At 72.4% G+C, this 21,604-nt stretch carries 16 protein-coding genes and 2 pseudogenes; 11 read left to right on the top strand and 7 right to left on the bottom strand.

Features of this window, described 5'->3' with window-relative positions:
* The first annotated feature begins 7 nt into the window (after positions 1 to 7).
* The 10 genes and pseudogenes from miaA (at position 8) to Msi02_RS04045 (ending at position 12,428) form a co-directional block, all read left to right on the top strand.
* Positions 8 to 919 carry a tRNA (adenosine(37)-N6)-dimethylallyltransferase MiaA gene (gene miaA, locus Msi02_RS04090; RefSeq protein ID WP_239108111.1) on the top strand — a complete coding sequence of 304 codons (912 nt, stop codon included), beginning with the start codon at positions 8 to 10 and terminating at the stop codon, positions 917 to 919.
* A gap of 9 nt (positions 920 to 928) precedes the next feature.
* Positions 929 to 1,741 carry a diaminopimelate epimerase gene (gene dapF / locus Msi02_RS04085; protein WP_204047121.1) on the top strand — a complete coding sequence of 271 codons (813 nt, stop codon included), beginning with the start codon at positions 929 to 931 and terminating at the stop codon, positions 1,739 to 1,741.
* Between the two features lie 72 nt (positions 1,742 to 1,813).
* Positions 1,814 to 2,581, top strand: a complete 768-nt coding sequence (locus tag Msi02_RS04080; protein ID WP_239108110.1) for an SCO6745 family protein — start codon at positions 1,814 to 1,816, stop codon at positions 2,579 to 2,581.
* 67 nt (positions 2,582 to 2,648) lie between these two features.
* Complete coding sequence (locus tag Msi02_RS04075) at positions 2,649 to 4,931, top strand: tetratricopeptide repeat protein (protein WP_204047120.1); 2,283 nt, start codon at positions 2,649 to 2,651, stop codon at positions 4,929 to 4,931.
* A 69-nt stretch (positions 4,932 to 5,000) separates the two neighbouring features.
* Positions 5,001 to 5,762, top strand: coding sequence for an SDR family NAD(P)-dependent oxidoreductase (locus Msi02_RS04070; RefSeq protein ID WP_239108109.1), 762 nt, complete (start codon positions 5,001 to 5,003; stop codon positions 5,760 to 5,762).
* A 332-nt stretch (positions 5,763 to 6,094) separates the two neighbouring features.
* Positions 6,095 to 7,117: pseudogene (locus Msi02_RS04065) on the top strand (quaternary amine ABC transporter ATP-binding protein); the annotation flags it as partial.
* A gap of 300 nt (positions 7,118 to 7,417) precedes the next feature.
* Entirely contained in the window at positions 7,418 to 9,352 is a 1,935-nt protein-coding gene (locus Msi02_RS04060) for an ABC transporter permease (RefSeq protein WP_239108108.1), read from the top strand.
* Positions 9,349 to 10,305: an ABC transporter substrate-binding protein gene (locus tag Msi02_RS04055; RefSeq protein ID WP_204047118.1), complete on the top strand. Its 957-nt coding sequence runs from the start codon at positions 9,349 to 9,351 to the stop codon at positions 10,303 to 10,305. The genes Msi02_RS04060 and Msi02_RS04055 overlap by 4 nt, the downstream gene beginning before the upstream one ends.
* 160 nt (positions 10,306 to 10,465) lie before the next feature.
* Positions 10,466 to 11,416 (top strand): ABC transporter substrate-binding protein, encoded by a 951-nt coding sequence (locus Msi02_RS04050; protein WP_204047117.1) that lies wholly within the window; start codon positions 10,466 to 10,468, stop codon positions 11,414 to 11,416.
* 262 nt (positions 11,417 to 11,678) lie between these two features.
* Positions 11,679 to 12,428, top strand: a complete 750-nt coding sequence (locus Msi02_RS04045) for an HNH endonuclease family protein (protein WP_239108107.1) — start codon at positions 11,679 to 11,681, stop codon at positions 12,426 to 12,428.
* 10 nt (positions 12,429 to 12,438) lie between these two features.
* Here the strand turns inward: Msi02_RS04045 and Msi02_RS04040 are convergent, their stop codons facing one another.
* The 6 genes from Msi02_RS04040 to Msi02_RS04015 form a co-directional block, all read right to left on the bottom strand.
* Positions 12,439 to 13,923 carry a hypothetical protein gene (locus Msi02_RS04040; protein ID WP_204047116.1) on the bottom strand — a complete coding sequence of 495 codons (1,485 nt, stop codon included), beginning with the start codon at positions 13,921 to 13,923 and terminating at the stop codon, positions 12,439 to 12,441.
* Between the two features lie 63 nt (positions 13,924 to 13,986).
* Entirely contained in the window at positions 13,987 to 17,016 is a 3,030-nt protein-coding gene (locus Msi02_RS04035; protein ID WP_204047115.1) for a DUF6493 family protein, read from the bottom strand.
* The gene (locus Msi02_RS04030; protein WP_204047114.1) at positions 17,013 to 18,386 is read right to left on the bottom strand and encodes an SWIM zinc finger family protein; all 1,374 of its coding nucleotides are present in this window, start codon (positions 18,384 to 18,386) and stop codon (positions 17,013 to 17,015) included. Before Msi02_RS04030 ends, Msi02_RS04035 begins: the two co-directional genes overlap by 4 nt.
* A gap of 54 nt (positions 18,387 to 18,440) precedes the next feature.
* The gene (locus tag Msi02_RS04025) at positions 18,441 to 19,472 is read right to left on the bottom strand and encodes a CU044_5270 family protein (protein WP_204047113.1); all 1,032 of its coding nucleotides are present in this window, start codon (positions 19,470 to 19,472) and stop codon (positions 18,441 to 18,443) included.
* Complete coding sequence (locus tag Msi02_RS04020) at positions 19,472 to 20,149, bottom strand: RNA polymerase sigma factor (RefSeq protein WP_204047112.1); 678 nt, start codon at positions 20,147 to 20,149, stop codon at positions 19,472 to 19,474. The genes Msi02_RS04025 and Msi02_RS04020 overlap by 1 nt, the downstream gene beginning before the upstream one ends.
* 100 nt (positions 20,150 to 20,249) lie before the next feature.
* A complete protein-coding gene (locus tag Msi02_RS04015; RefSeq protein ID WP_204047111.1) occupies positions 20,250 to 20,921 on the bottom strand; it encodes a hypothetical protein in 672 nt (223 codons plus the stop codon).
* A 110-nt stretch (positions 20,922 to 21,031) separates the two neighbouring features.
* Between Msi02_RS04015 and Msi02_RS04010 the strand changes: the two genes are divergently transcribed.
* Complete coding sequence (locus Msi02_RS04010) at positions 21,032 to 21,448, top strand: VOC family protein (RefSeq protein WP_204047110.1); 417 nt, start codon at positions 21,032 to 21,034, stop codon at positions 21,446 to 21,448.
* Here the strand turns inward: Msi02_RS04010 and Msi02_RS44750 are convergent.
* Positions 21,445 to 21,585: pseudogene (locus Msi02_RS44750) on the bottom strand (IS982 family transposase); the annotation flags it as partial. The gene Msi02_RS04010 and the pseudogene Msi02_RS44750 sit on opposite strands and share 4 nt — an antisense overlap.
* Positions 21,586 to 21,604: the final 19 nt, after the last annotated feature.

The raw sequence follows: 21,604 nt of genomic DNA, 5'->3' as shown, positions 1-21,604 counted from the left end.
GGACGGTGTGGGGCAGCTACCTGTGATCGCCGTCGTGGGCGCGACCGCGGCGGGCAAGTCCGACCTGGCCGTCGAGCTCGCGCTCCGCCTGGGCGGCGAGGTGATCAACACCGACTCCATGCAGCTCTACGAGGGCATGGACATCGGCACGGCCAAGCTCTCGGTGCGGGAGCGGCGCGGCGTCCCCCATCACCTGCTGGACATCTGGCCGGTGACGCGGACCGCCAGCGTGGCCGAATACCAACGGCTCGTCCGCCCCTTGATCGAGGACCTGCGCGCCCGCGGCCGGGTGCCCGTGCTGGCGGGCGGGTCCGGGCTCTACGTGCGCGCCGCTATCGACGACCTGGAGTTCCCCGGGACCGACCCGGACGCGCGGGCCCGGCTGGAGAAGGAGCTCGCCGAGACCGGCCCGGCGCCCCTGTACGAGCGGCTCAAGGGCCTCGACCCGGTGGCCGCGGAGAACATCCTGCCGAGCAACGGCCGCAGGATCGTCCGCGCGCTGGAGGTCATCGAGCTGTCCGGCCGGCCGTTCTCCGCCACGATGCCGTCGTACGACGCGGTCTACGACAGCGTGCAGATCGGCGTCGAGGTGCCGCGGCCGGTCCTCGACGAGCGGATCGAGCGCCGGGTCGTCCTCATGTGGGAGGCCGGGCTGGTGGACGAGGTGCGCGCCCTCGCCGCGCGCGGCCTGGCCGAGGGCAGGACCGCCAGCCGGGCGCTCGGGTACGCGCAGGTGCTGCGCTTCCTCGCCGGGGAGTGGACCGAGGAGCAGGCCCGGGAGGAGACGGTGCGGGCCACCCGCAGGTTCGCCCGCCGGCAGGAGTCGTGGTTCCGCCGCGACCCCCGGGTGGTGTGGCTGCCGTTCGACGCGCCCGACCTGGCCGACCGCGCGATCGCCGTGATCACCGGCGCCTCCTAGACTTCTGCCATGCGGTTTGTGAAGGGCCACGGCACCGAGAACGACTTCGTCATCCTGCCGGACGCCGACGCCACGCTGGATCTGTCCGCGGCGGACGTCGTCGCGCTCTGCGACCGGCGCGCGGGCATCGGCGCCGACGGGGTGCTGCGCGTCGTGCGCACCAAGCTCTGCCCCGAGGTGGCCGGGCAGGCGGGCGAGGCCGAGTGGTTCATGGACTACCGCAACGCGGACGGCGGCATTCCCGAGATGTGCGGCAACGGCGTCCGGGTCTTCGCCCGCTACCTCGTGGACGCGGGCCTCGCGGCGCCCGGTGAGTTCGCCGTCGCCACCCGCGGAGGACCCAAGCGCGTACGGCTCGGCGCGACGGGCGACGTGACCGTGGACATGGGCAGGCCGCGGGTGCTGGGGGAGAGCCGCGCGGTCGTCGACGGGCGCGAGTGCCGCGGCGTGAACGTGAACATGGGCAACCCCCACCTGGCATGCGTCGTGGAGGAGCCGGTGGCCGGGTTCGACCTCGCACGCGAGCCGGACTTCGACCGCGCGGACTACCCCGAGGGTGTGAACGTCGAGATCTTCAACGCCGTGGGCGACCACAAGGTGACCATGCGGGTGCACGAGCGGGGCTCCGGGGAGACGCGCTCGTGCGGCACCGGGGCCGTGGCGACGGCCGTCGCCGCCGCCCACGCCGCCGGGGAGACCACCGGCACCTGGGAGGTCCGGGTGCTCGGCGGCACGGTCACCGTCACGCTGGAGGAGGACACGAGCTACCTGGCCGGGCCGGCCGTCCTCGTCGCCTCGGGGGAGTGGCCCGCCGTCCTCTGATCGTTTCGGAGACTTGCAGAATCTTGTTCTGATCCGCCACCCTGGGTCTGGAGAGTAGACCGAGGAGGGCGCATGGACCCGCGCGACGCGGTGGTGGAGACGAAGGCGGCCATCGGGGCCCTCGGCGGAGGTTTCATGATCTCTCGGGAGGTCAAGGCGCTGTGCGAGCGCCACGGCCTCGGTCCGCGGGAGATGTACTTCCGGGGCAGGTGCGGCGTCCTCGGCGAGGTGGACGCCGACGTCGTGCTCGCGGCGGTCGTCTTCTTCCCGGCCGGGCACGTCAGACAGTCATGGGAGGGCGGACGCAAGCTCCCGGCCGAGGAGGCCGTCGCGCTCTACGCCGGCGCCTGCCACGACTGGGGACGGCGCAGGCTCGCCGGGCTCGGGAACGCCGACCGGCTGGCGGAGTTGCTCGCCGTCGTCGCCGACGGCGCCGACCCGTTCTGCGCGCCGCTGTTCGCCGGATGGCGGGCCTTGCCGCGGCCAGGCGGCGGACCCGCCCTGGCGGCCCACCTGCTCCACGTCGTACGGGAACTGCGCGGCGCCCGGCACGCGACGGCCGTGGTGGCGCACGGACTCGACCCGCTGGAGGCCACCCTCGTGGGCGCGGGCAACACCGGGACCCCGGTCCCGTACGACCGCAGCTCCGACGTCGCCCGTTTCCTCGCCTGGCCCGAGCCCTATCCCGAGCCGTCGGCGGAGGCGGAGCAGCGCAGGGCCGGGGCGGAGGAGCTGACCGACGACCTCGTCGCCCGCGCGTACGCGGCGCTCGGCCCGGCGGAGCTCGCGGAACTCTGCGGCCTGCTCCGGGAGGCGTCCCAGGCGGCCCTGGCGCGCTGACGCGCCCGTACACCCGAGGCCGCGTGCTGTTTGGGTCATGGTCGGCGACCTGGCAGACTGACTGCTCATGGACGTGGACATCTGGGCCTGGGTCGGTGGCACCCAGCGTGAACTGCACGAGGCGGGCAACACGGGGCTGGCCATGGCGCTGGGTGACGTGCCCGCGCAGGCGCTGGAGGGCCGTTTCGCCCAGCTCGACGTCGTGGCGCCGGCGATCGCGCAGCACGCCGAGACGCTGGAGAAGCCGTGGCTGGAGTTCTTCGCGCGCTACTGGCACCTGCTGGGGCGGGTGGGCGACCGGGCGATCGGCGCGGCCGCGCTCGACGACGCCGTCGCGCTGGCGGACTTCGCCGAGCGTGACGACGTCAGCGACTGTCCCGCCGCCCCCGGCGCCGTGGAGGTCCTGGCGATGGCCCAGGCCAACACCGACGGCCCCGGCTACGCCGAGACCCGGCTGGCGGCCCTCGGCGCGGCCCTTGACGGCGTCGGCCCGGACTCCCTCGCCTTCTCCGGCCTGGCCACGCAGTACGTCGCGGCCCTGATCGACGCGGGCCAGGCGGCCGAGGCCGTCGCGTACGCCGAGGCGGCGGTCGAGCGCCTGCGCGGCGAGGGACGCGAGGCGAGCTGGGAGCTGGGCGCCGCCTCCGCGCGGGCCCTGCTCGCCGCCGGACGCCCGGACGACGCCCTGACCGCGCTCGACGCCTCGACCGGCTTCAAGCCGGACGACCCGGTCGCGAAGGGCCGCCGCGAGAACCTGCTCAGGTCGCAGGTGCTGGCCACGCTCGGCCGTCTGGAGGAGGCCGTCGACGCGCTGCCCGACCTCGACGTGGTGGGCGACCACGCGCGCGAATGGGTGGAGTGGGCGCGCACCGTCCGCATGCTCACCGCGGGCGGCTCGATCGCCAACACGTGGCAGCTCGGCCGCATCCTGCGCCAGTGGATCGCCTACTTCGAGAGCGTGGGCGGCCACCGCGCCAGGTTCGAGCTCGCGCTGACGGCCGGGCACCTGGCGGTCGCTCGGCAGGGCCTGTGGCAGGCCCGCTTGCTGGCCGACTACGCCGAGGCCGTGATCGCCGACCTCCGCGTCAGCGAGGGACTGGCCGAACGGGTGGCCGAGCTGCGCGCCGCGGCCGACGCCGCCAAGGAGCTGCCCCCGCCCGGCCCCCGCGACGAGCTGGTGGCCTACTTCGACGCCGCCGACGGCCGCACGGCCGACCCCGAGCGGTGGGTGGGCTGGCTGTGGCCGCTGTCCGGCACCGACCTCGAGGCCACCCGGCGCCACACCACGACGCTCGGGTTCCTGGGCTACGCCCCAGTGGGCGCCGACATCTACTGGAAGACGATCGTCGAGGACGGCGCCCCGGCCGCCGCCGGCGACGAGGACATCTCCTATCTCACCGGCCTGCTCATCGAGGCCCGGCAGGACGAGCGGGTGGAGACCCTGGCGGGACGGCTGCCGGAGACCCGCTCGCACCTCGCGCTCGCCCGGCTCCACCGCGCCCGCGAGCGCTGGGAGCAGACGGCGGCCGAGGCCGAGCAGGCGGTCGCCCACGAGGGCGGGCTGGAGGCGCGCCGCCTGTGGTCGGGCGCCGCCCAGCAGCTCGGCGACAACGCCAAGGCGGCCGAGATCCTCAAGCCGCTGCTCGAGTCCGAAGAGGGCGAGGAGGAGGACGTCTGGCGGCTCATCGTCCTGTCCACCGCCGTGGAGGACTGGGCGACCGTGCGCGCCGCGGGCGCCAAGCTCGGCATGCCGATCGAGCCGGGAGAGGGCCCGATCGAGGAGGAGTGGCACCTGGTCCGGGTGATCCTCCCGGCCCCCGACGGCAGCCAGCGGGAGGTGCTCGCCGTACGGACCGGCCCGGCCACCGCGCGCCTGGCGATCCCGCAGCCGCGCGGCATGGAGTACAACGCGGGCGACGTCGTCGTGATCGACCCCCGGCCGCTGGAGCCGATCCCGGAGGACGAGCAGGAGCGGGAGAGCTTCGTCATCCCGTTCGCCGGGGTGACGATGCTGCGCCCGGGTGGCTACACGAGCTGGTTCTTCGACGGCGCGGCGCCGTCCGAGGACGAGTGGGCCGAGTTCAACGAGGTCCTCGCCGAGCGCGGCTGGCCGATGTGGGTCTACAGCGACGAGAACTACCGCGTCACCCACCCGGCCACCGGTGAGCAGCTTCCGGGCGTGTTCGGCTGGATCGCGATCCCGCCCACCGTGCGGCCGGCGGAGCTGGACGCCGTTCTCGACGACGTCACCGAGCAGTGGTCCCACCCGCTGGCGTGGCTCGACCTCGCCCGCGAGGTCGGCATCGAGGCCGAGCGGCACGAGCGGATCTCCAAGGAGTACGGCCTCTGATCCGCCTGCCCGTCGCCCTGGCGAAACCCTGCTCTAGAGTCGGGTTCGATTCTTGAGCGAGGAGGCGGCGTGATCCTGGACCGGTTCCGTCTCGACGGCAAGGTGGCCATCGTGACGGGGGCCTCGTCGGGGCTCGGCGTCGCCTTCGCCAGGGGCCTGGCGGAGGCGGGCGCCGACGTGGTGATCGGGGCCCGCCGTCCCGAGGGCCTGGAGCGGACCCGGCGGCTGGTCGAGGAGACCGGCCGCCGCTGCCTCGCGGTCCCGACCGACGTGTCGGTCCCCGAGGAGTGCCAGGCCCTCGTCGACGCGGCCATGGGCGAGTTCGGCCGCGTCGACGTCCTGGTCAACAACGCGGGCGTCGGCACGGCCGTGCCCGCCCTGCGGGAGACGCCCGGCGAGTTCCGCCGCGTGCTCGACGTCAACCTGAACGGCACCTACTGGATGGCCCAGGCCTGCGCCCGGGTCATGCGGCCGGGGTCGTCGATCGTCAATATCGGCAGCGTGCTCGGCGAGACCACGGCCGGCCTGCCGCAGGCGGCCTACAGCGCGTCGAAGGCCGCGGTCGTCGGGCTCACCCGCGACCTCGCCCAGCAGTGGACCTCGCGCCGGGGCATCCGGGTCAACTGCCTGGAGCCGGGCTTCTTCGACTCCGAGATGACCGCGCAGTATCCCGACGGCTACCTCGACCGCATGCGGGAGCAGCGGGTCCTGATGAAGCGCTCGGGCGACCCGGAGGAACTCGTCGCCGCCGCCGTCTTCCTCGCCTCCGACGCCGGTTCGTACGTCACCGGGGCGGTGCTCCCGGTCGACGGAGGCATTCTCGCCACCTGATCCCGGCACTCCCGGTGCCGTCTCGCCTCTCCGGGTCGGTCCTCACGCCTCGACGCCGCGCCCTCACCGACCGGTAAGGCCCTATGGGGAAAAAGATCACCAGACGGTCACGATATGAAGATTATGTGACATATTTCACCATCTGAGGGCGGTATAGCTCTAGCGTCGGACCTGTTGTCAAACAGGATCCGTGTTGCGCATAGCGCAACGCCTGTGCGTGTGCCCTGAGGAGTCGTTGGCCCCCCGCTCTTCATTCACGGCGTGCGAGCGGCAGCCTCGCGCCGTGCTTTGGCGTTTCCGGGCGTCCACACCGCCTCGCGGGCGAGCGCCAAGTGAGGGGAATCAGAGTGGGCACAGCCGCGATCGACGTTCGCGGGCTCTGGAAGATCTTCGGTCCCAAGGCCGACCGGATCATCGGCAGCCCCGACGCCGACCTTGAGCCCGCGCAACTGCGGGCGAAGACGGGGTGCACCGCCGCCGTCAGGGACGTCAGCTTCGAGGTACGGCCCGGCGAGGTCTTCGTCGTCATGGGTCTGTCGGGCAGCGGCAAGTCGACGCTGGTGCGGTGTCTCACCCGGCTGATCGAGCCGACGGCGGGCGAACTGCGCATCGACGGTCAGGACGTGCGCGCGATGTCGGCCAAGCAGTTGCGGGAGCTTCGCCGCCACCGGGTGAGCATGGTCTTCCAGCACTTCGGGCTGCTGCCGCACCGCAAGGTCGTGGACAACGTCGGCTACGGCCTGGAGATCCAGGGCGTCGGGAAGGCCGAGCGGCACGAGAAGGCCCGGAGCATCCTGTCGCTGGTCGGGCTGGAGGGCCATGAGGACTCCTATCCCGAGCAGTTGTCGGGCGGCATGCAGCAGCGGGTGGGGCTGGCCCGGGCCCTCGCCGTCGACCCCGAGGTGCTGCTGTTCGACGAGCCGTTCAGCGCGCTCGACCCGCTGATCCGCCGCGACATGCAGGCCGAGGTCATCCGGCTGCACCGCGAGGTCGGCAAGACCATGGTCTTCATCACGCACGACCTGTCCGAGGCGCTCAAGCTCGGCGAGCGCATCGCGATCATGCGGGCGGGCGCGATCGTGCAGGTGGGCACCCCTGAGGAACTGGTCGGCGCGCCCGCCGACGACTACGTGGCCGACTTCGTGCGGGACGTTCCCAGGGCGCAGGTGCTGTCGCTGCGCTGGATCTCCCGCGCCCCCGAGCCGGACGAGCCGCTCGACGGTCCCGAACTCCCCGCCGACACCGTGATCCACGACGCCGTCCCGGCCGCGATGGCCTCCGACCGGCCCATCCGGGTCGTCGCGGACGGCGAACTGGTCGGCGTGGTCAGCCGCGTCGATCTCCTCGGCGCGGTACGCCCCGAGCCCGGGCCCGTGGTCGTCGCCGCCCCGATCGAGCAGTCCGCCGAAAAGCCCGCTGAGGAGCCTGCCGAGGAGCCGGTCGACGAACCTGCCGGGGAGTCCGGCGGCTCGGAGGAGTCCGGTGGGGACGAGCCCGTCGCCTCCGGGGAGGCCGGCGAGGAGGAGCAGCCCGGCGAGGACGCTCAGGAGGAGCAGCCGGCGAGGAACGAGGGCGACACCTCCGCGACCGCCGAGGCGAGGACGCGCGGGGGCGCATGGGTCGCCTCCACCGGCGCGCCCGGGGAGGCGTAGGTGGTGAGCGCACCTGTGCAGGCGGCCCCGCCGGTGCCGGCTCCGGCGCGGGTCCGGCGCCTGCCGCGATGGGTCGCGCCGGTCGCCGGAGTGGTCGTGGGGGTGGCCCTCTACGTGGCCTTCCGCGGCAAGTCCGTGCTGCCGCACGACGACGACGCCACCCTGTTCCACTGGCTCAACGACGCCCGCGACTGGGTGGACGCCAATCGCAACAGCAACCCGATCTTCCTGTACGTCGTCAACTACCTCCGCCTGGGTGCCGCAGAGGTCTTCGCGCTGATACAGGGCGCCCTGGTCGCGCTGGGGTGGCCCGGGCTCGTCGGCCTGGCCGCCGGCCTCGGCTGGCTCGCGGGCGGCTGGCGGATCGCGCTCGTCTCGCTCGTGGGCTTCGCCGGCCTCGGCGTGCTCGGGTTCTGGGAGGCGAGCGTCGAGACGCTCGCGCTGACGCTGTCCGCGGTGGTGCTGTCGCTGCTGTTCGGCATCCCGCTGGGGATCTGGGCCGGCCGTTCGCCCCGCGTCCGGCGGATCGTGACGCCGGTGCTCGACGTCATGCAGATCATGCCGACGTTCTCGTACCTGTCGCCGATGGTGCTGCTGTTCCTCATCGGGCCGGCGTCGTCGACGATCGCGACGATGATCTACGCGATGCCGCCCGCCATCAGGATCACCGCGCTGGCCATCGAGCGGGTCTCCGGTGTGACGGTGGAGGCGTCGGAGTCTCTGGGCGCCACCCGTTGGCAGACGCTGCGCAAGGTCCGCCTGCCGCTGGCGCTGAACACGATCATGCTGGGCGTCAACCAGACGATCGCCGCGGCTCTGTCGATGGTGCCGTTGACGGCGCTGATCGCGGCGCCGGGCCTCGGCGAGGACCTGATCCGGGCGCTCGCCCGGGTCAACGTGGGCGCCGCGCTGGTGCCCGGGATCGCGATCGTGCTGATCGCCATCGTGCTCGACCGCATGACGCGGGCGGCGGCGCAGCGACGCGACGGCGGTACCCGGGCTCAGGCCGTCCGCTGGGGCGGTTTCGCCGTCCTCACGGCCGCCGGGCTCGCCCTGACCCCCGTGCTGGCGCAGGAGTTCCCCGAGCAGTGGCAGGTGCAGATCGTCCGGCCGATCAACGACGTGGCCGACTGGATCGAGGCGCACTGGTACACCTTCACCGGCTTCCTCAACGACACCGTCGCGTACGGCTTTCTCAACCCGCTCCAGGACGTGCTGACCAGCGCTCCCTGGTGGCTGGTCACGGCGGCGGTGCTGGTGTTCGCCTGGCGGGTGAGCGGATTGGCGGCCGGTCTGGTCGCCGCCGCCTGCCTCCTGGGCGTCGCCGCGCTCGGCCTGTGGGAGCACGGCATGCAGACGCTGACGATGGTGCTGGTCGGCGCCGTGATGACGATCGCCGCCGGACTCGCGCTCGGCGTGGCGGCGGCGCGGTCCCGGTGGTTCTCCGCGGTGCTGCGGCCGCTCCTGGACGCCGCGCAGACGATGCCGTCGTTCTCCTACCTGCTGCCCGCCGTGGCCCTGTTCGGCAACGGCCGCTTCACCGCGATCACGGCCGCGTTCATCTACGCGGTGCCGGTGGTCGCGCGCGTGGTCGAGGACGGTCTGCGGGCGGTCCCCGGCACCGTCATGGAGGCGGCGAGATCGGCGGGCTCCACCGATCGGCAACTGCTGTGGAAGGTGCAACTGCCGATGGCCCGCGGCTCGCTGCTCCTGGCGGCGAACCAGGGCATCGTCATGACGCTGGCGATGGTGGTGATCGGCGCGCTGGTCGGCGCAGGGGCCCTCGGGTACGACGTCGTGGCCGGATTCGCGCAGCAGGAGGACTACGGCAAGGGCCTGGCCGCGGGCGTCGCCCTGGTCCTCCTCGGAGTCATGCTCGACCGGATCACCCAAGGCGCCAACGGGCGCCGCTCTCCCCACAAGAAGAGGAACGCATGAAGAAGTCACGCCTGATCGCAGGAGTTCTCGTTCTCGGCCTCGGCGCGGCCGCCTGCGGAGGGGCCAAGGTCGAGGACGACTCCGCGGCTGCGCCGGGCGCGTCCCCGGCGGGCACGGTCAAGATGGCGATCAACGGCTGGGTGGGCTACGAGGCCAGCGCCGCCGTCGTGTCCTACCTCTTGGAGCACGAGCTCGGCTACAAGGTGGAGAAGGTGACGCTCGCCGAGGAGCCGTCCTGGCAGGGCATGGAGTCGGGCGCCGTCGACGTCGTCATCGAGAACTGGGGCCACGAGGACCTCAAGAAGAAGTACATCGAGGAGAAGAACGTCGCCGTCGAGGCGGGCAGCACCGGCAACAAGGGCGTCATCGGCTGGTACGTGCCCGAGTGGATGGTGCAGAAGTACCCCGACATCACCGACTACAAGAACCTGAACAAGTACGCCGACCTGTTCAAGACCTCCGAGTCGGACGGCAAGGGCCAGCTTCTCGACGGCGACCCGTCCTTCGTCACCAACGACGAGGCGCTGGTCAAGAACCTCAAGCTCGACTACAAGGTGGTGTACGCCGGCAGTGAGGCCGCGTTGATCAAGGCCGCCAAGCAGGCGAGCGAGCAGAAGAAGCCGCTGCTGATGTACTTCTACGAGCCGCAGTGGCTCTTCAACCAGGTCAAGCTGGTGAAGGTCAACCTCCCGGTGTGGGAGGAGGGCTGCGACAGCGACCCCAAGAAGGTCGCCTGCGGCTACCCGCCGTACGACCTCGACAAGATCGTGAGCAAGAAGTTCGCCGACACCGGCGGCAAGGCGTACGAGCTGGTCAAGAACTTCCAGTGGACGAACGACGACCAGAACGCGGTGGCCGACGACATCACCAACAACGGCATGCCGGCCGAGGACGCCGCCAAGAAGTGGGTGGAGGCGAACACGGCCAAGTGGCAGGCCTGGATGCCCAAGTGATGTGAGCGTCACGACTCCGCGCGCGTCCGGGCGCGAGCACCGCCGGCCGCGATCCTCACGGATCGCGGCCGCTCCCGCCTGCCGGTGGAATACCCTGCCGGTGTCGCCGCGGCCCCGCCGCTCGCGTTGGCCGCCCGTATCACACCAGGTGAGGTCACATATGAGGATCCGTCTCCTTGCCGGCGCGCTGACGCTCGCGCTGGCGATGACCGCCTGCGGTGGCGGGAGCTCGGATGACGCCGCCGGAGCAGGCGCCGGGGGCGGCACGAAGACCGTGCGACTCGCGATCAACGCCTGGATCGGCTACGAGGCCAGCGCCGCGGTCGTCGCCTATCTCCTCGAGCACGAGCTCGGCTACAAGGTCGAGCAGATCGAGAGCGACGAGGCGGACTCCTGGAAGGGTTTCGAGAAGGGCACGGTCGACGTCGTCCTGGAGAACTGGAGCCACCCGGAGCTGGAGAAGGTGTACATCGACGACAAGAAGGTCGCGATCACCGCGGGTGAGAACGGCAACAAGGGCGTCATCGGCTGGTACGTCCCTGAGTGGATGGTCCAGAAATATCCGGACATTACGGACTGGCATCACCTGCCGAAGTACAAGGACCTGTTCAAGACCGACAAGAGCGACGGCCTGGGTCAGTTCCTCGCCGGCGACAAGTCGTTCGTCACCAACGACGAGGCGCTGATCAAGAACCTGAACCTGCCGTACAAGGTGGTCTACTCCGGCAGCGAGGACGCGCTCATCGCGGCGGCCCGCAAGGCCACCGAGAACGAGACCCCGCTGCTGATGTACTTCTACGAGCCGCAGTGGCTGTTCAACCAGCTCAAGCTCGTCAAGATCAACCTTCCGCCGTACGCCATCGGGTGTGACGACAACGTCAGGACGATCGAGTGCGACTATCCGCCGTACCTGCTCGACAAGATCGTCAGTGTGAAGTTCGCCCAGACCGGGGGCAAGGCATACGAGTTCATCAAGAACTGGAGCTGGACCAACGACGACCAGAACGCCGTGGCCTACGACATGGCGGTGAACAAGATGAGCGCCGAGGCGGCCGCGAAGAAGTGGGTCGACGCCAACAAGATCGTCTGGCAGGACTGGATTCCGGCCTGAACCCCTGTCCGAACCACCGCATCTGATCCACCGGGCTCTCACCGGGTCCGTCCGAGGGGCGTGGCGCGCACGGCGTGCCGCGCCCCTCGTCGTACGCCGCGGTTCTCGCCCGAGGCGGCGCCGTCGGTGAACGGCAAACGTCGCAATGCCGCGGCTCTTGTGCGCGCCTCCTTTGCCACTTTTTTGCACTTTGCTATATCTGAGGGGGATATTTCATTACCTAGGGGTGGCAGTGGGCGGGCGTGGCAACCGGTTGATCGCTGTGTCGATCGCCGGAATCTCGGTGGCGGTGGCCGTACTCGCGGGTTGCGGGCCCATGCCGGAACTCGACGGCGGCCCCACGGGCAAGGGCGGCGGCGCGAAGGGCGACTCCGCAACGGAGCGGGGCGTCAACCCGCTCGACAATCCCGACGGCACCGGCCCCGGCCTGAAGGCGATCACGTCCGACAAGGACCGGGCGAAGGCCCGCGATCTGATCGACAAGGTGGCGACGAAGGGCCGGGGGCCGAAGACCGGCTACGACCGCGACAAGTTCGGCTACGCCTGGGCCGACAACGTGGACGGCGTCCCGTGGGGGCGCAACGGCTGTGACACCCGCAACGACCTGCTGAAGCGGGACGGCAAGGACATCAAATATCGCAGCGGGTCGAACTGCGTCATCACCTCCATGACCCTGTACGACCCGTACACCGGCAAGACCATCGACTGGAGCAAGTCGCACGCGGCGGAGGTCCAGATCGACCACGTCATGCCCCTGTCGTACGACTGGCAGATGGGCGCGTCGCGGTGGAGCGAGAGCAAGCGCAAGCAGATCGCGAACGACCCGCTCAACCTGATCCCCGTGGACGGCTCCACCAACGGCTCCAAGGGCGACTCGGGCCCGGCCACCTGGCTGCCGCCCAGCCGCGACATCCGCTGCTCCTACGTCGTGCGGTTCGCCCAGGTCGCCCTCAAGTACGACCTGCCGGTGACCTCAGCCGACAAGGCGGCCATGCTGGAGCAGTGCAAGTAACGGGCGCGGCTCAGCGGTAGACGACCTTCCTGGCCGACCGGCCGGGGAACACGACGACCAGGTGCTCCTCGGCCCCTTCTGGCCCCCGGGCGTAGGCCCGCAGCCGGTAGCGTCCGGGACCCTTCACCGCCAGGTTCGGCAGCCGGGCCCCGGCGCCCTCGTCGCCGCCGTCGGCGTACGAGGGCACCTCCAGGCGGCCGCTGCGGCTGACGATGCCGATCTCGGCCACCCGCTCCCAGCCCGTCAAGCGCAGCGGGGGAGCGGAGCCGAACGCCTTCACGGTCAGGCACATCGGCTCGTTCTCGCCGTAGGTCATCACGACCGCCGAACTGCCCGCCGCGCCGAGGAACCCGTCGTCCACGGCGGCGTAGGGGTCCTCGCCCTCGCTGGTGTCGTCCGGGTCGTACACGCCGTATCCCCCGCCCTCGAACAGGAAGTACGCGGCCGTGCCCTGCCGCCGGGCCCGCACCCTCGGCCACGGGTCCCGGCAGCGGGCGTTGGCCTCCGCGACGTGGCTCTCGTCGCCCGCGCGTGCCCCGTCCTCGGGCCGCAGCGCCTCGGGCGGCCCCTCGTACCACCAGCCGGTGTAGGCGGGGCGCCCGGTCTCCTCCGGCCCGACCAGCACGAGGAACGGCAGCAGGACGGCCGCCAGCAGGACCGGCCCGGACGGCCGGAGCGGCGTACGCTCCGGGGGCGTGCCGTGAGGGCCGGTGAGTTCGTGGGCGGAGCGGGCCAGCCACACCGCCAGGAAGACGTCGAACTCCTCCAGCATCTTCATCAGCGGTACGTCGTTGTAGACGAACACCGAGAGGACGGCCGCGGCGGCGAGGGGAGTCGCCAGCGTCACGGTGACGTGGCGCCAGCCGGCCGTGACGGTGTCGCGGCTCCAGCGGCCGTCGCGGTGCTGGCCGAAGAGCACGGCCACCTGCCAGGCCGCCGCTATGGCCAGGCAGGCGAGCAGGACGAACCGGGGCGCCCGCGCCCCGGGCACCTCGTCCATCGCGATCATCGCCAGGCCTGCCGACCCCGGCCAGGCGGTGACGAGCGCGAACACCCGGAGCCGTCCGCGGAGGGTCAGCGCGAACAGCACCTGCAGCGGGCACCACAGGGCCAGTGTGAGCGCCTCGCCGACGACGTCGGGAAGCGGCGCGACCGGCAGCGGGGGGATCAGGGCGTGGGCGACGGCCAGGTACAGCAGACGCCGCAGCCAGACCGCCCGCCGGTCGGCGGGCCGGGCCGCGGGCGGGGGGAAGGTGAAGACCTGGCGGAGCATCCAGGTCTTGAGCGCGAGGATCGTGAGCAGACCCACCGCCCCCGTCACAGCGGCGGTGGGCGACTCGGCGAAACCCATCGAGGAGTAGTCGTCGAGCGGATACCACAGGACGGCCGCCCAGAGGGCGTCGAGACGCCCGGTGACGGCCGTGACCACGGCGCCGACGGCCGACACCGTCAGGTGGACCCCGGCCGCGATCCACCCCGCACGCTCTCGGATCACTCCGCGCCCTCCCGAGACAAGAAGGACGATCTTAGGGGAGATCGCCTTCTGTAGCGCCTGACGTCATCCGGCGAGCAGGTCACGCAGGCGTGCGCACTCCCGGGCGAAGCGGCTTCCCCGGCTCGCCCGGCCAGTGGCGGCGTGCGCCGACACGACCGGGATCTCGCCGCGGGCGCCCACCCAGGCGGCCACGTCGGCGGCGAGCGTCACCGCCTCGGTATGAGTGACCTTCGGCCGCTCTCCGGCGAAGGGCAGCAGATCCGGCAGCAGGCTGCGTAAGATCTCCCACACCTGCTCGTGCGCCCCCTGATGCGCGGCCTCCCGCAGCGATGCCAGCACCGGACGGGGCTCGAACCAGGTGTGGCGGATCAGCAGCGCGAGCTGACGGCCGACCGCCTCGGCGTCCAGGGCTCCCCGGCTCGTCATCCGCAGCAGCACAGGGACCGGGTCCGGGCGACGCTCGGCCAGGAAGTAGGCGAGGATGAGCGCGGTCGCGTCCCCGACCGGGCCGTCGGCGTCCGCGAGGGCCTCCAGGTACGGCGGATAGACCCCCGGCTGGTTCCACTGGTAGAGCAGGTGGGGCAGGTAGTTGACGGAGACGACCTCACGGTGCGACGGGAGGATCGACGGCCACCAGTCCATGGCGTAGCCGTGATCGTCCCAGCGCCACTTCGGCGGCTCGCGCAGCAACTCGTCGATGAGGGGGTGCCCGGTCGGCTCCGCCCGCAGCACCGGCACCAGCCGCACCTGCTCGACGTGCCCCGGGTCACGCTCCTCGAACAGGTGCTCCTGCGCACCCTGGATGTAGCCCCACTTCAGCCCCGCCTCCGGGTCGGGCAGGCCGCCCCGGGCGAGCCAGGCGGCGACGGCCGACGCCGCCCGTGATCCCACGCGTCCGGCGCGTTCGGCGACGAGGGGGGGAGCCCCCCTCGGCAGCCGCAGCAACGCCTGCTGCAGGTCGGCGGGCAGTGGCTCCGTGCCCGCGGCGGCGCACAGCTCCAGCCGGTCAACCAGCACGCCGGGATCGAGGTGCCCGGTCGTCACCGTCGGCGTCGCCAGCAGGACGGGGGGCAGCGTCCCTTCTCGAAGCGCCCGGTAGATCTCGCTGAGCCGGTGCAGCAGGAACATGTGCGGCGGGGAGACGCGCGCGGGTTCCGGCAGCCGGGCGCGGCGGCGGAACTCCACCGCGGGGTCGGGCTCCTCCGGTTTGCCGAACAGCGGCCGGAAGCCCGAGTACATGATCCCCACCCGGAACTCCGGTTCGCCGGGATCGCGGGGAGGCACGGGCCTGCCGTCGCGCATCGCCGCCACCCGCTCGGTGGAGACCCCGATCTCGAGGATCTCGCGGAAGATCTCCTCCCGGACGTGCTCCGGCAGGTCGCCGAAGGCCGGCCCGGGTGCCGCCTCGTCCTCCGAGCCGTCTTCGTCTTCCGAGCCGTCTTCGTTTTTCGGGCCGTCCTGATCTTCCGGCCCGTCCTCGTGGTCGTCCGTCTCCTCGGGCGGCACGGCGCTGACCCACACGGAGAAGCTCGACCCCGCCCAGGGATCGACGGGCTCCGGATCGGGCACGCCGGGATCGGTGCCGGGAGCGATCACCTCCTTCGCCAGGGCGGCGATCCATGCCTCCGGATCGAGCCAGCGCTCCAGGCCGTACAGATAGGGAAAGGAGTCCCGGAAGACGGGGGTGAGCGTCTCGCGCAGGGCCGCACGGTCCCTGCCCACCCGCTCGACGAAGCCGGCGAGCCACTGCTCGCACGCCGCCCATCCGTGGAGTTCCCCTGCGGTCCGGTCCACCGCCGGTGCGGGGAACGGGCCGGGCTCGGGGAGGACGGGCAGCGGCGCGGGAGTGAACGGCTCCGGCGTCTGCTCGGCCGCGACCTCGCCCCCGAACACGGCGGCGAGCTCCCGGCCGAGCTCGGCGGGCAGCAGCGGGACCGCGTCGGCGATCACCTTCGCGTCCGCGCCGAACGCCGCGGCGTGCCTGAGCGCGATCCGTACCGCTCGCCGCCGCACGTCGTCGGAAGCGTGAGCGAACGCCGTGACGAGCGCGGGAGCCAGTTCGCCGGCGCGTGCGGACCTCTGCCGCACCTGCCGGTCCAGCAGGGTCAGGCCGGCGCGGGCCAGCTTGGCCTCGGCCCTGAAGGTCAGCGCCTCGATCGCCTCTTGGACGTCCGCGTCGTCGTGCGGGCCGGACCGGTTGATCTGAGCCAGGGCCAGCTCGGCGACCGGGCCGGGGGCGGCGGGAAGCAGCCGCAGGTAGTCCCGGGCCCGTTCGGCCGCCTCCTGCGGCCCCGGGTCGATCAGTTCGTGCAGGCGCACGAAGAAGCGCAGGTCAGCGGCGTCGCCCCCACGCAGGAACCGGCTCACGCAGCCGTCCAGGAGTTCCGCCCGCGACACCCGTCCGGCACGCAGGAGCCGCTGGATCAGGGAAAGCCACCGGGTGGGCGACGGCGTGAGCCGTTCCTCACGCAGGGCGCGGCCCGCGCCCTCGGCCTCGAAGATGCGCGGCAGCAGCGGGCCGAGCAGCGGATCGCCGGCCGCCGCCTCGCCAGTAAGCCACGCGACCACGAGCGGGTCGTGCGCGGGCGGCGTCACGCCGGAGGCCCGCAGCAGCGCGAGCACCAGCGGGGCGACCCGATCGTCGTTCGCTCTGCGGATCTTTCCGGCGAGCCGGGCCGCCACGTCGGCCTGCCACTCGGCCGGGCGGGTGACCAGCACGCGGACCACCTCGGCAGGGTCCGGTGCCGGCGCCCACTCCGGGTAGAGCTCGCGGCGGCTCAGCCAGGCGGCCGCGGCGGCGGGCCCGGAGATCGTCCCCGCCCCCGCGATCCGCAGCGGCGCGCCGAACTCGGCGAGGGCGTCCCGCACGGTCCGGCGGCGCTCCCAGGCGAGCCAAGGGTCCTCGTCGTCGTGGTGGTCCCGCTGGCTCTCGCGGGCCATCTGCGTGGCGGTGTCGCGCATCTCCTTGAGGAAGTCCGGCAGCCGTCTGCCCACCTCGGTACGCTCGGCCTCGGTGAGCGCGATCACGCGGTCGGCCAGCGTACTCGTCTCCCGCGCGGTGACGAGGTCGCGCACCTCCTGCCAGGCGCTCATCGGGCCGCCTCCGAGCTCGTCTCCAGGCCGGACTCCACGCCCGTGTCCGTGGTGGCCCGCGCGGCGATCCTGGCCGCGAGCACGTGCTTGCACGGCCCACGCGAACCGCGATGGTCCCACCACCAGGGACAGGTGCACGATCCGTCGGCCAGGCCCACCTCCCGCAGCCCGCCGCCGGTCCGGACGCGCGCCGTGTCGCCCGTGATCTCCACGGCGCCGGTCTCGACCAGCGCCCGCGCGGCCGTCAGCCGCGGGTTGAGGTGCTGCACGTGCTCCCTGTCGTAGGGCAGCTCACGGTGGAAGTACGCCGCCTCGGACAGGTCGTAGCCGACCCGCCCGGCCGTGCCGAGTTGCGTGAGGGCGGCCCGTACGCGCGTGGAGGACAGCCCGGCGCGGTCGGCCAGCAGGCCGATCTCCACCTCGGGCTCGAAGTTGAGCAGCATGCCCACCACGTCGGCGTCGGCCTCGGCCTCGTCGGTGGCGAGGTCGGCCAGCACCGCGCCCTCTCCGGAGAAGCCGCGCCAGCGCTCCGGCGACAGGACCAGTGTGTAGCGCATGCCGGGCAGATCCAGCTCCCACGCGCTCGACGCAGGGCCGCCGGGGGAGGCCGGGCCGTACACCTTGAGGCTCCTCGCGAAGCGCAGCAGCGGCAGCAGCGTCGCCAGGCGGCCCACGCCGGACAGGCACACCGCTCCTGGGCCGGGCCGGTCGGTGACGCGCAGGTCGCGGCCCGAGGGGGCGACCCACAGGTCGGCCGTCGCCCGCTTGGGCAGGGACCGCAGGAACCGCACCGCGCTCATGCCGTGCAACTCGGCCCGCAGGTCCATGCGCGCCGCGATCACCTGAACCTCGGCGAACCCCCGTAGCCACCGCTCGGGCAGCGGCACCTTCTTCTCCACCACCGCGCCGTCGAGCGTGGTCACCGTGAGCTCGTCCGCGCCGACCCCGAGGTGCAGCGGGTCGCGCGCGCCCACCCGGGCCAGCGCCTCCCGCAGCGGGCCGTTGACGTCGACGTTGGTCGTCCCCCGGTCGAACACCTCGCCGTCCAGGGCGTTCTCGAGCAGGTCGAGCCGGGCGTACACCCCGCCACAGGCGGAGAACGACTCGAACCGCAGCCGGTCGCCGCCGCACGTGACGACCGGATCGCGCGTCCACCCCGGACGCGGCTGGTGGTAGCGGGTGAGGGCCACATCGGCCACGCCGAGCAGGGCCGCCGCCGCGGGCGCCGCCTGGGTGACCACCCCGCTGAAGAACCTCGGCGCCACGGCGGGGCCGCTCAGGGCCCTGCCGCCGGACGTCGAGAGCCCGAGACGTCCGTCCACCAGCATCGAAGGCGCGGCGTAGCTGTACGCCTGCGTCGCGTTTGTCATGTGCCGGAGGCTAGAGATCACCACCGACAAATCGCCGCCCGTACGGGCGGGGGATCAGAGGCAGCCGGAGTCGGGGTCCTTCACCTCGGGCGCGGTGTCGTCGACCGTGACCTCCAGCTGGGCGGTCGAGGCCACCAGGCTCCCGGCGGGCGCCTTCGCCTCCTTCTCGTCCACCACGATGCCGCGCTCCCCGAGCAGCTCATACGTGGACGGGTCGAAGATGATCTCCTCACGCACCCCGCCGGAGATCCGGCCGACGCCGATGCCGGTCCGGCCCGCCGCGTCCTCGACGTTCTCGGTCACCGTGACCCCGGGGATCGTGGCGGCGGCCTTGAACAGCGCCGCGCGCTGGGGCGCCGGCACGTACGTCTCCCGCAGCAGGTCGCCGACGGCCGTCCACGCCCCCGTGTCGGGCGGATTGTCGCCGTGCGGCCGGTCGTACAGGTAGCCGCGCATCTTCTCCGGGTCGGCGGGCAGCTTCTTCAGGTTCGTGTAGGCGGTGTCCCGCACGCTGTTGCAGGCGGGGAGCCGCATCCACTCGGTGCCCTTCTCCTTGTACGCCTCCGGCGGGATCGGCCAGCCGGGGTAGGCGTGGGGCTCCAGATATTCGACCTTCAGCGCGCCGTCCCTCGTGCCGTCGGCGGACAGCCAGATCGTCCGCTTCGTCCGGTAGAGGTAGCGCGACTCCTTCTCGCCCTCGCCGACCACGTCGGCCTCGTACATCGTCTGGGAGCTGACCCTGACGAACTGGTCGTCACGCGGCGACAGGTCGGTCACCGCGCGGGCCGCCCTGCCCAGCACCTCCTCGGCCGACATGGCCGACACCTTCGGCAGCGTCACGACTCCCGGGCTCACCTTCGCCGGCCGGGCCTCCGGTTCCGTCAGCACGGTGGTGATGGCGACGACGCCCGCCGCCGCGGCGAGCAGCGCCGTCCCGCCCGCCAGAAACAGGTACGGACGCGGGCGCGGGCGGGCGCGACGGCCCGCCGGGTCGGCCAGCCGCCGCCGTACGGCCGCCTTGGCCGCCAGAGAGTAGGGCGCGACGTCGGGCCGCTCCCGCGCCACCAGGTCGATCTCGTCGGTCATCACACGTTCTCCTCGGGAAGGTCGAGATGGCGGCGCAGCTTCGCGCGCACCCGGTGCAGGCGCGAGCGGACCGTGCCGATGGGGATCTTCAGCGCCTCGGCCGCCTCCTCGTAGGAGAGGTCGGCCCAGGCGACCAGCAGGAGCAGGTCACGCTCGGCGGCCGACAGCCTGGCCAGCGCGGCGGCGAGGGCGGGCCGCAGGGCGGCGGCGCTCGCCCGCTCCGCTCCGCGCTCCTCCTCGTGGGCGCCGCGCTCGCCGGCGTCGCGCGGCGCGCGGGCGAGCGCCCGCAGCCGGCGTACCTCCGACCGGCGGTGTCCCGAGATGAGGTTGCCGGCGATGCCGTACAGCCAGGGCCGCGCGTCCGGCCGGGAGGTGTCGTAGCGGTGCCGCTTGCGGAACGCCACGAGGAACGTCTCGGCCGTGACGTCGTCGGCGTGCTCGGGGCCGAGACGGCGTCCGGCGTAGGCGTGGATCTCGTCCGCGTGCCGGTCGAAGACGCCGGCGAACCGCTCGGGCGCCGTCAGCGACGCCTCGATCAGCCCCGCGTCGCTCGGCTCGGCGCCGTCCGGCCCGGCGCCGTTCGGCTCGGCGCCGTACGGTTCGGCCTCGCGGGAGCCGACGGGCGAGCGACCCGGGGCCGCCGCGGGGAAGCGCGTGTCGCCGGAGACCGTCCTCACCACCCGTGTTGTCCGTTCATAGGGGCATCCTTCCGTGGGCGCCGTCGCGCCCTTCGCCCCTACTCCGCCGGACCCGCCGGGCCGGTTCCATCCGATGTGCTCAGCCGGTGATGAGGAACCCGTTGTGGTCGCGGGCCACCCCGCCGGTGCGGTCGGCGATCGCGAGGGCGGCCCGCCGGGCGGCGGCGGGAACGCCGGTGCCGTAACCGCCGTCCGCGGACAGCTCGTACGTCACGTCATCGCCGTCCCATTCGGTGACGAAGACCTCGATCGGGCTCTCGGCGCTGGTGAGCAGCGTCGTGCCGGCGTCGGTCACCGTCGTGACCTCCAGGCCGGGCACCTCGTCCGCGAGCAGGCCGATCACCTCGTCCACGGGGATGAGCCGCCCGCCGGTGACCTCGGCCAGGTCCTCCGGCGGCTCCTCCTGGCACTCCGGGTGCTCCCGGCCACCGAGCCGCTCGGCCAGGCCCCGCACGAGCAGGCTCGGCCGCGAGAAGTCGCCGCCCGCCTCGCTGTCGATGTTGCGCGCGAAGAACGCGGCCGCCCAGCCCGCCGGGAGGCCCGCCCGGGCCGCCAGCTCCGGGGTCAGCGCGACCGGCCCGCGCAGCTCGACGTTCTCACCGATCTTGAACCCCCGCCCGTACGGCCCGGCCTGCGGGTCGTGCAGCCGCACCGTCTCCAGCACGGTCGCGGGGTCGGGCGCGTACGGCAGCAGCAGCGTGGGCCCTCTGCGTAGCCGCCGGGCCATGAGGAAGTCGGAGATCAGTCCCATGCGGCCACTGTCGCGCCCGGCACTTGTGGTTCGCTTGGACCCGGTTGCCCGGGTGCGACTAGATGATCGATTCCAAGGGTTAGCCCCCGTCCGCACTGTCTGGAGAAGTCATGACCAGTAGGTTCACCGAGTTGGTTGTCGACTGCCACGATCCGGAGCGGCTCGCGGCCTTCTGGTGCGCGGTCCTGGACTTCAAGGTGATCGACCGGAGCGAGGGCAAGGTCGAGATCGGCTCCTGGGAGCCGACCGTCGAGGAGGTCCGGGCTCGCCAGATGCCGCCCACTCTGGTGTTCATTCGGGTGCCTGAGGGCAAGACCGTGAAGAACCGGCTCCACCTCGACGTCAGCCCGATCGACGGTAGTACCGACGACGAGGTGGCCAGGCTGCTCGGCCTCGGCGCCGCCAAGGTGGACGTGGGCCAGGGCTCCGGCCGGAGCTGGGTGGTCATGGCCGATCCCGAGGGCAACGAGTTCGATGTCCTGCGCACGCTGGCAGCGTCCACGTACATGATCGGTCCGGAGGGTTAGTGGTCGTAGGCGGTCAGTGAGCGCAGGACGGGCTGTCCGCTCTGGTCGTTGTGCCAGATGGCGGTGGTCAGCGTGAGGATGCGCTGCATGACGCGGGCGACGACGCCGGCGGGTGTTCGGCCGTGGTGCCGTTCCAGGCGGGGGTAATCCCGGCAG

The sequence above is a fragment of the Microbispora siamensis genome (assembly GCF_016863095.1).
Classification (GTDB): domain Bacteria; phylum Actinomycetota; class Actinomycetes; order Streptosporangiales; family Streptosporangiaceae; genus Microbispora; species Microbispora siamensis.
The sequence above is the reverse complement of the archived record's forward strand: the minus strand, read 5'-3'. Positions and strand labels throughout refer to the sequence as shown.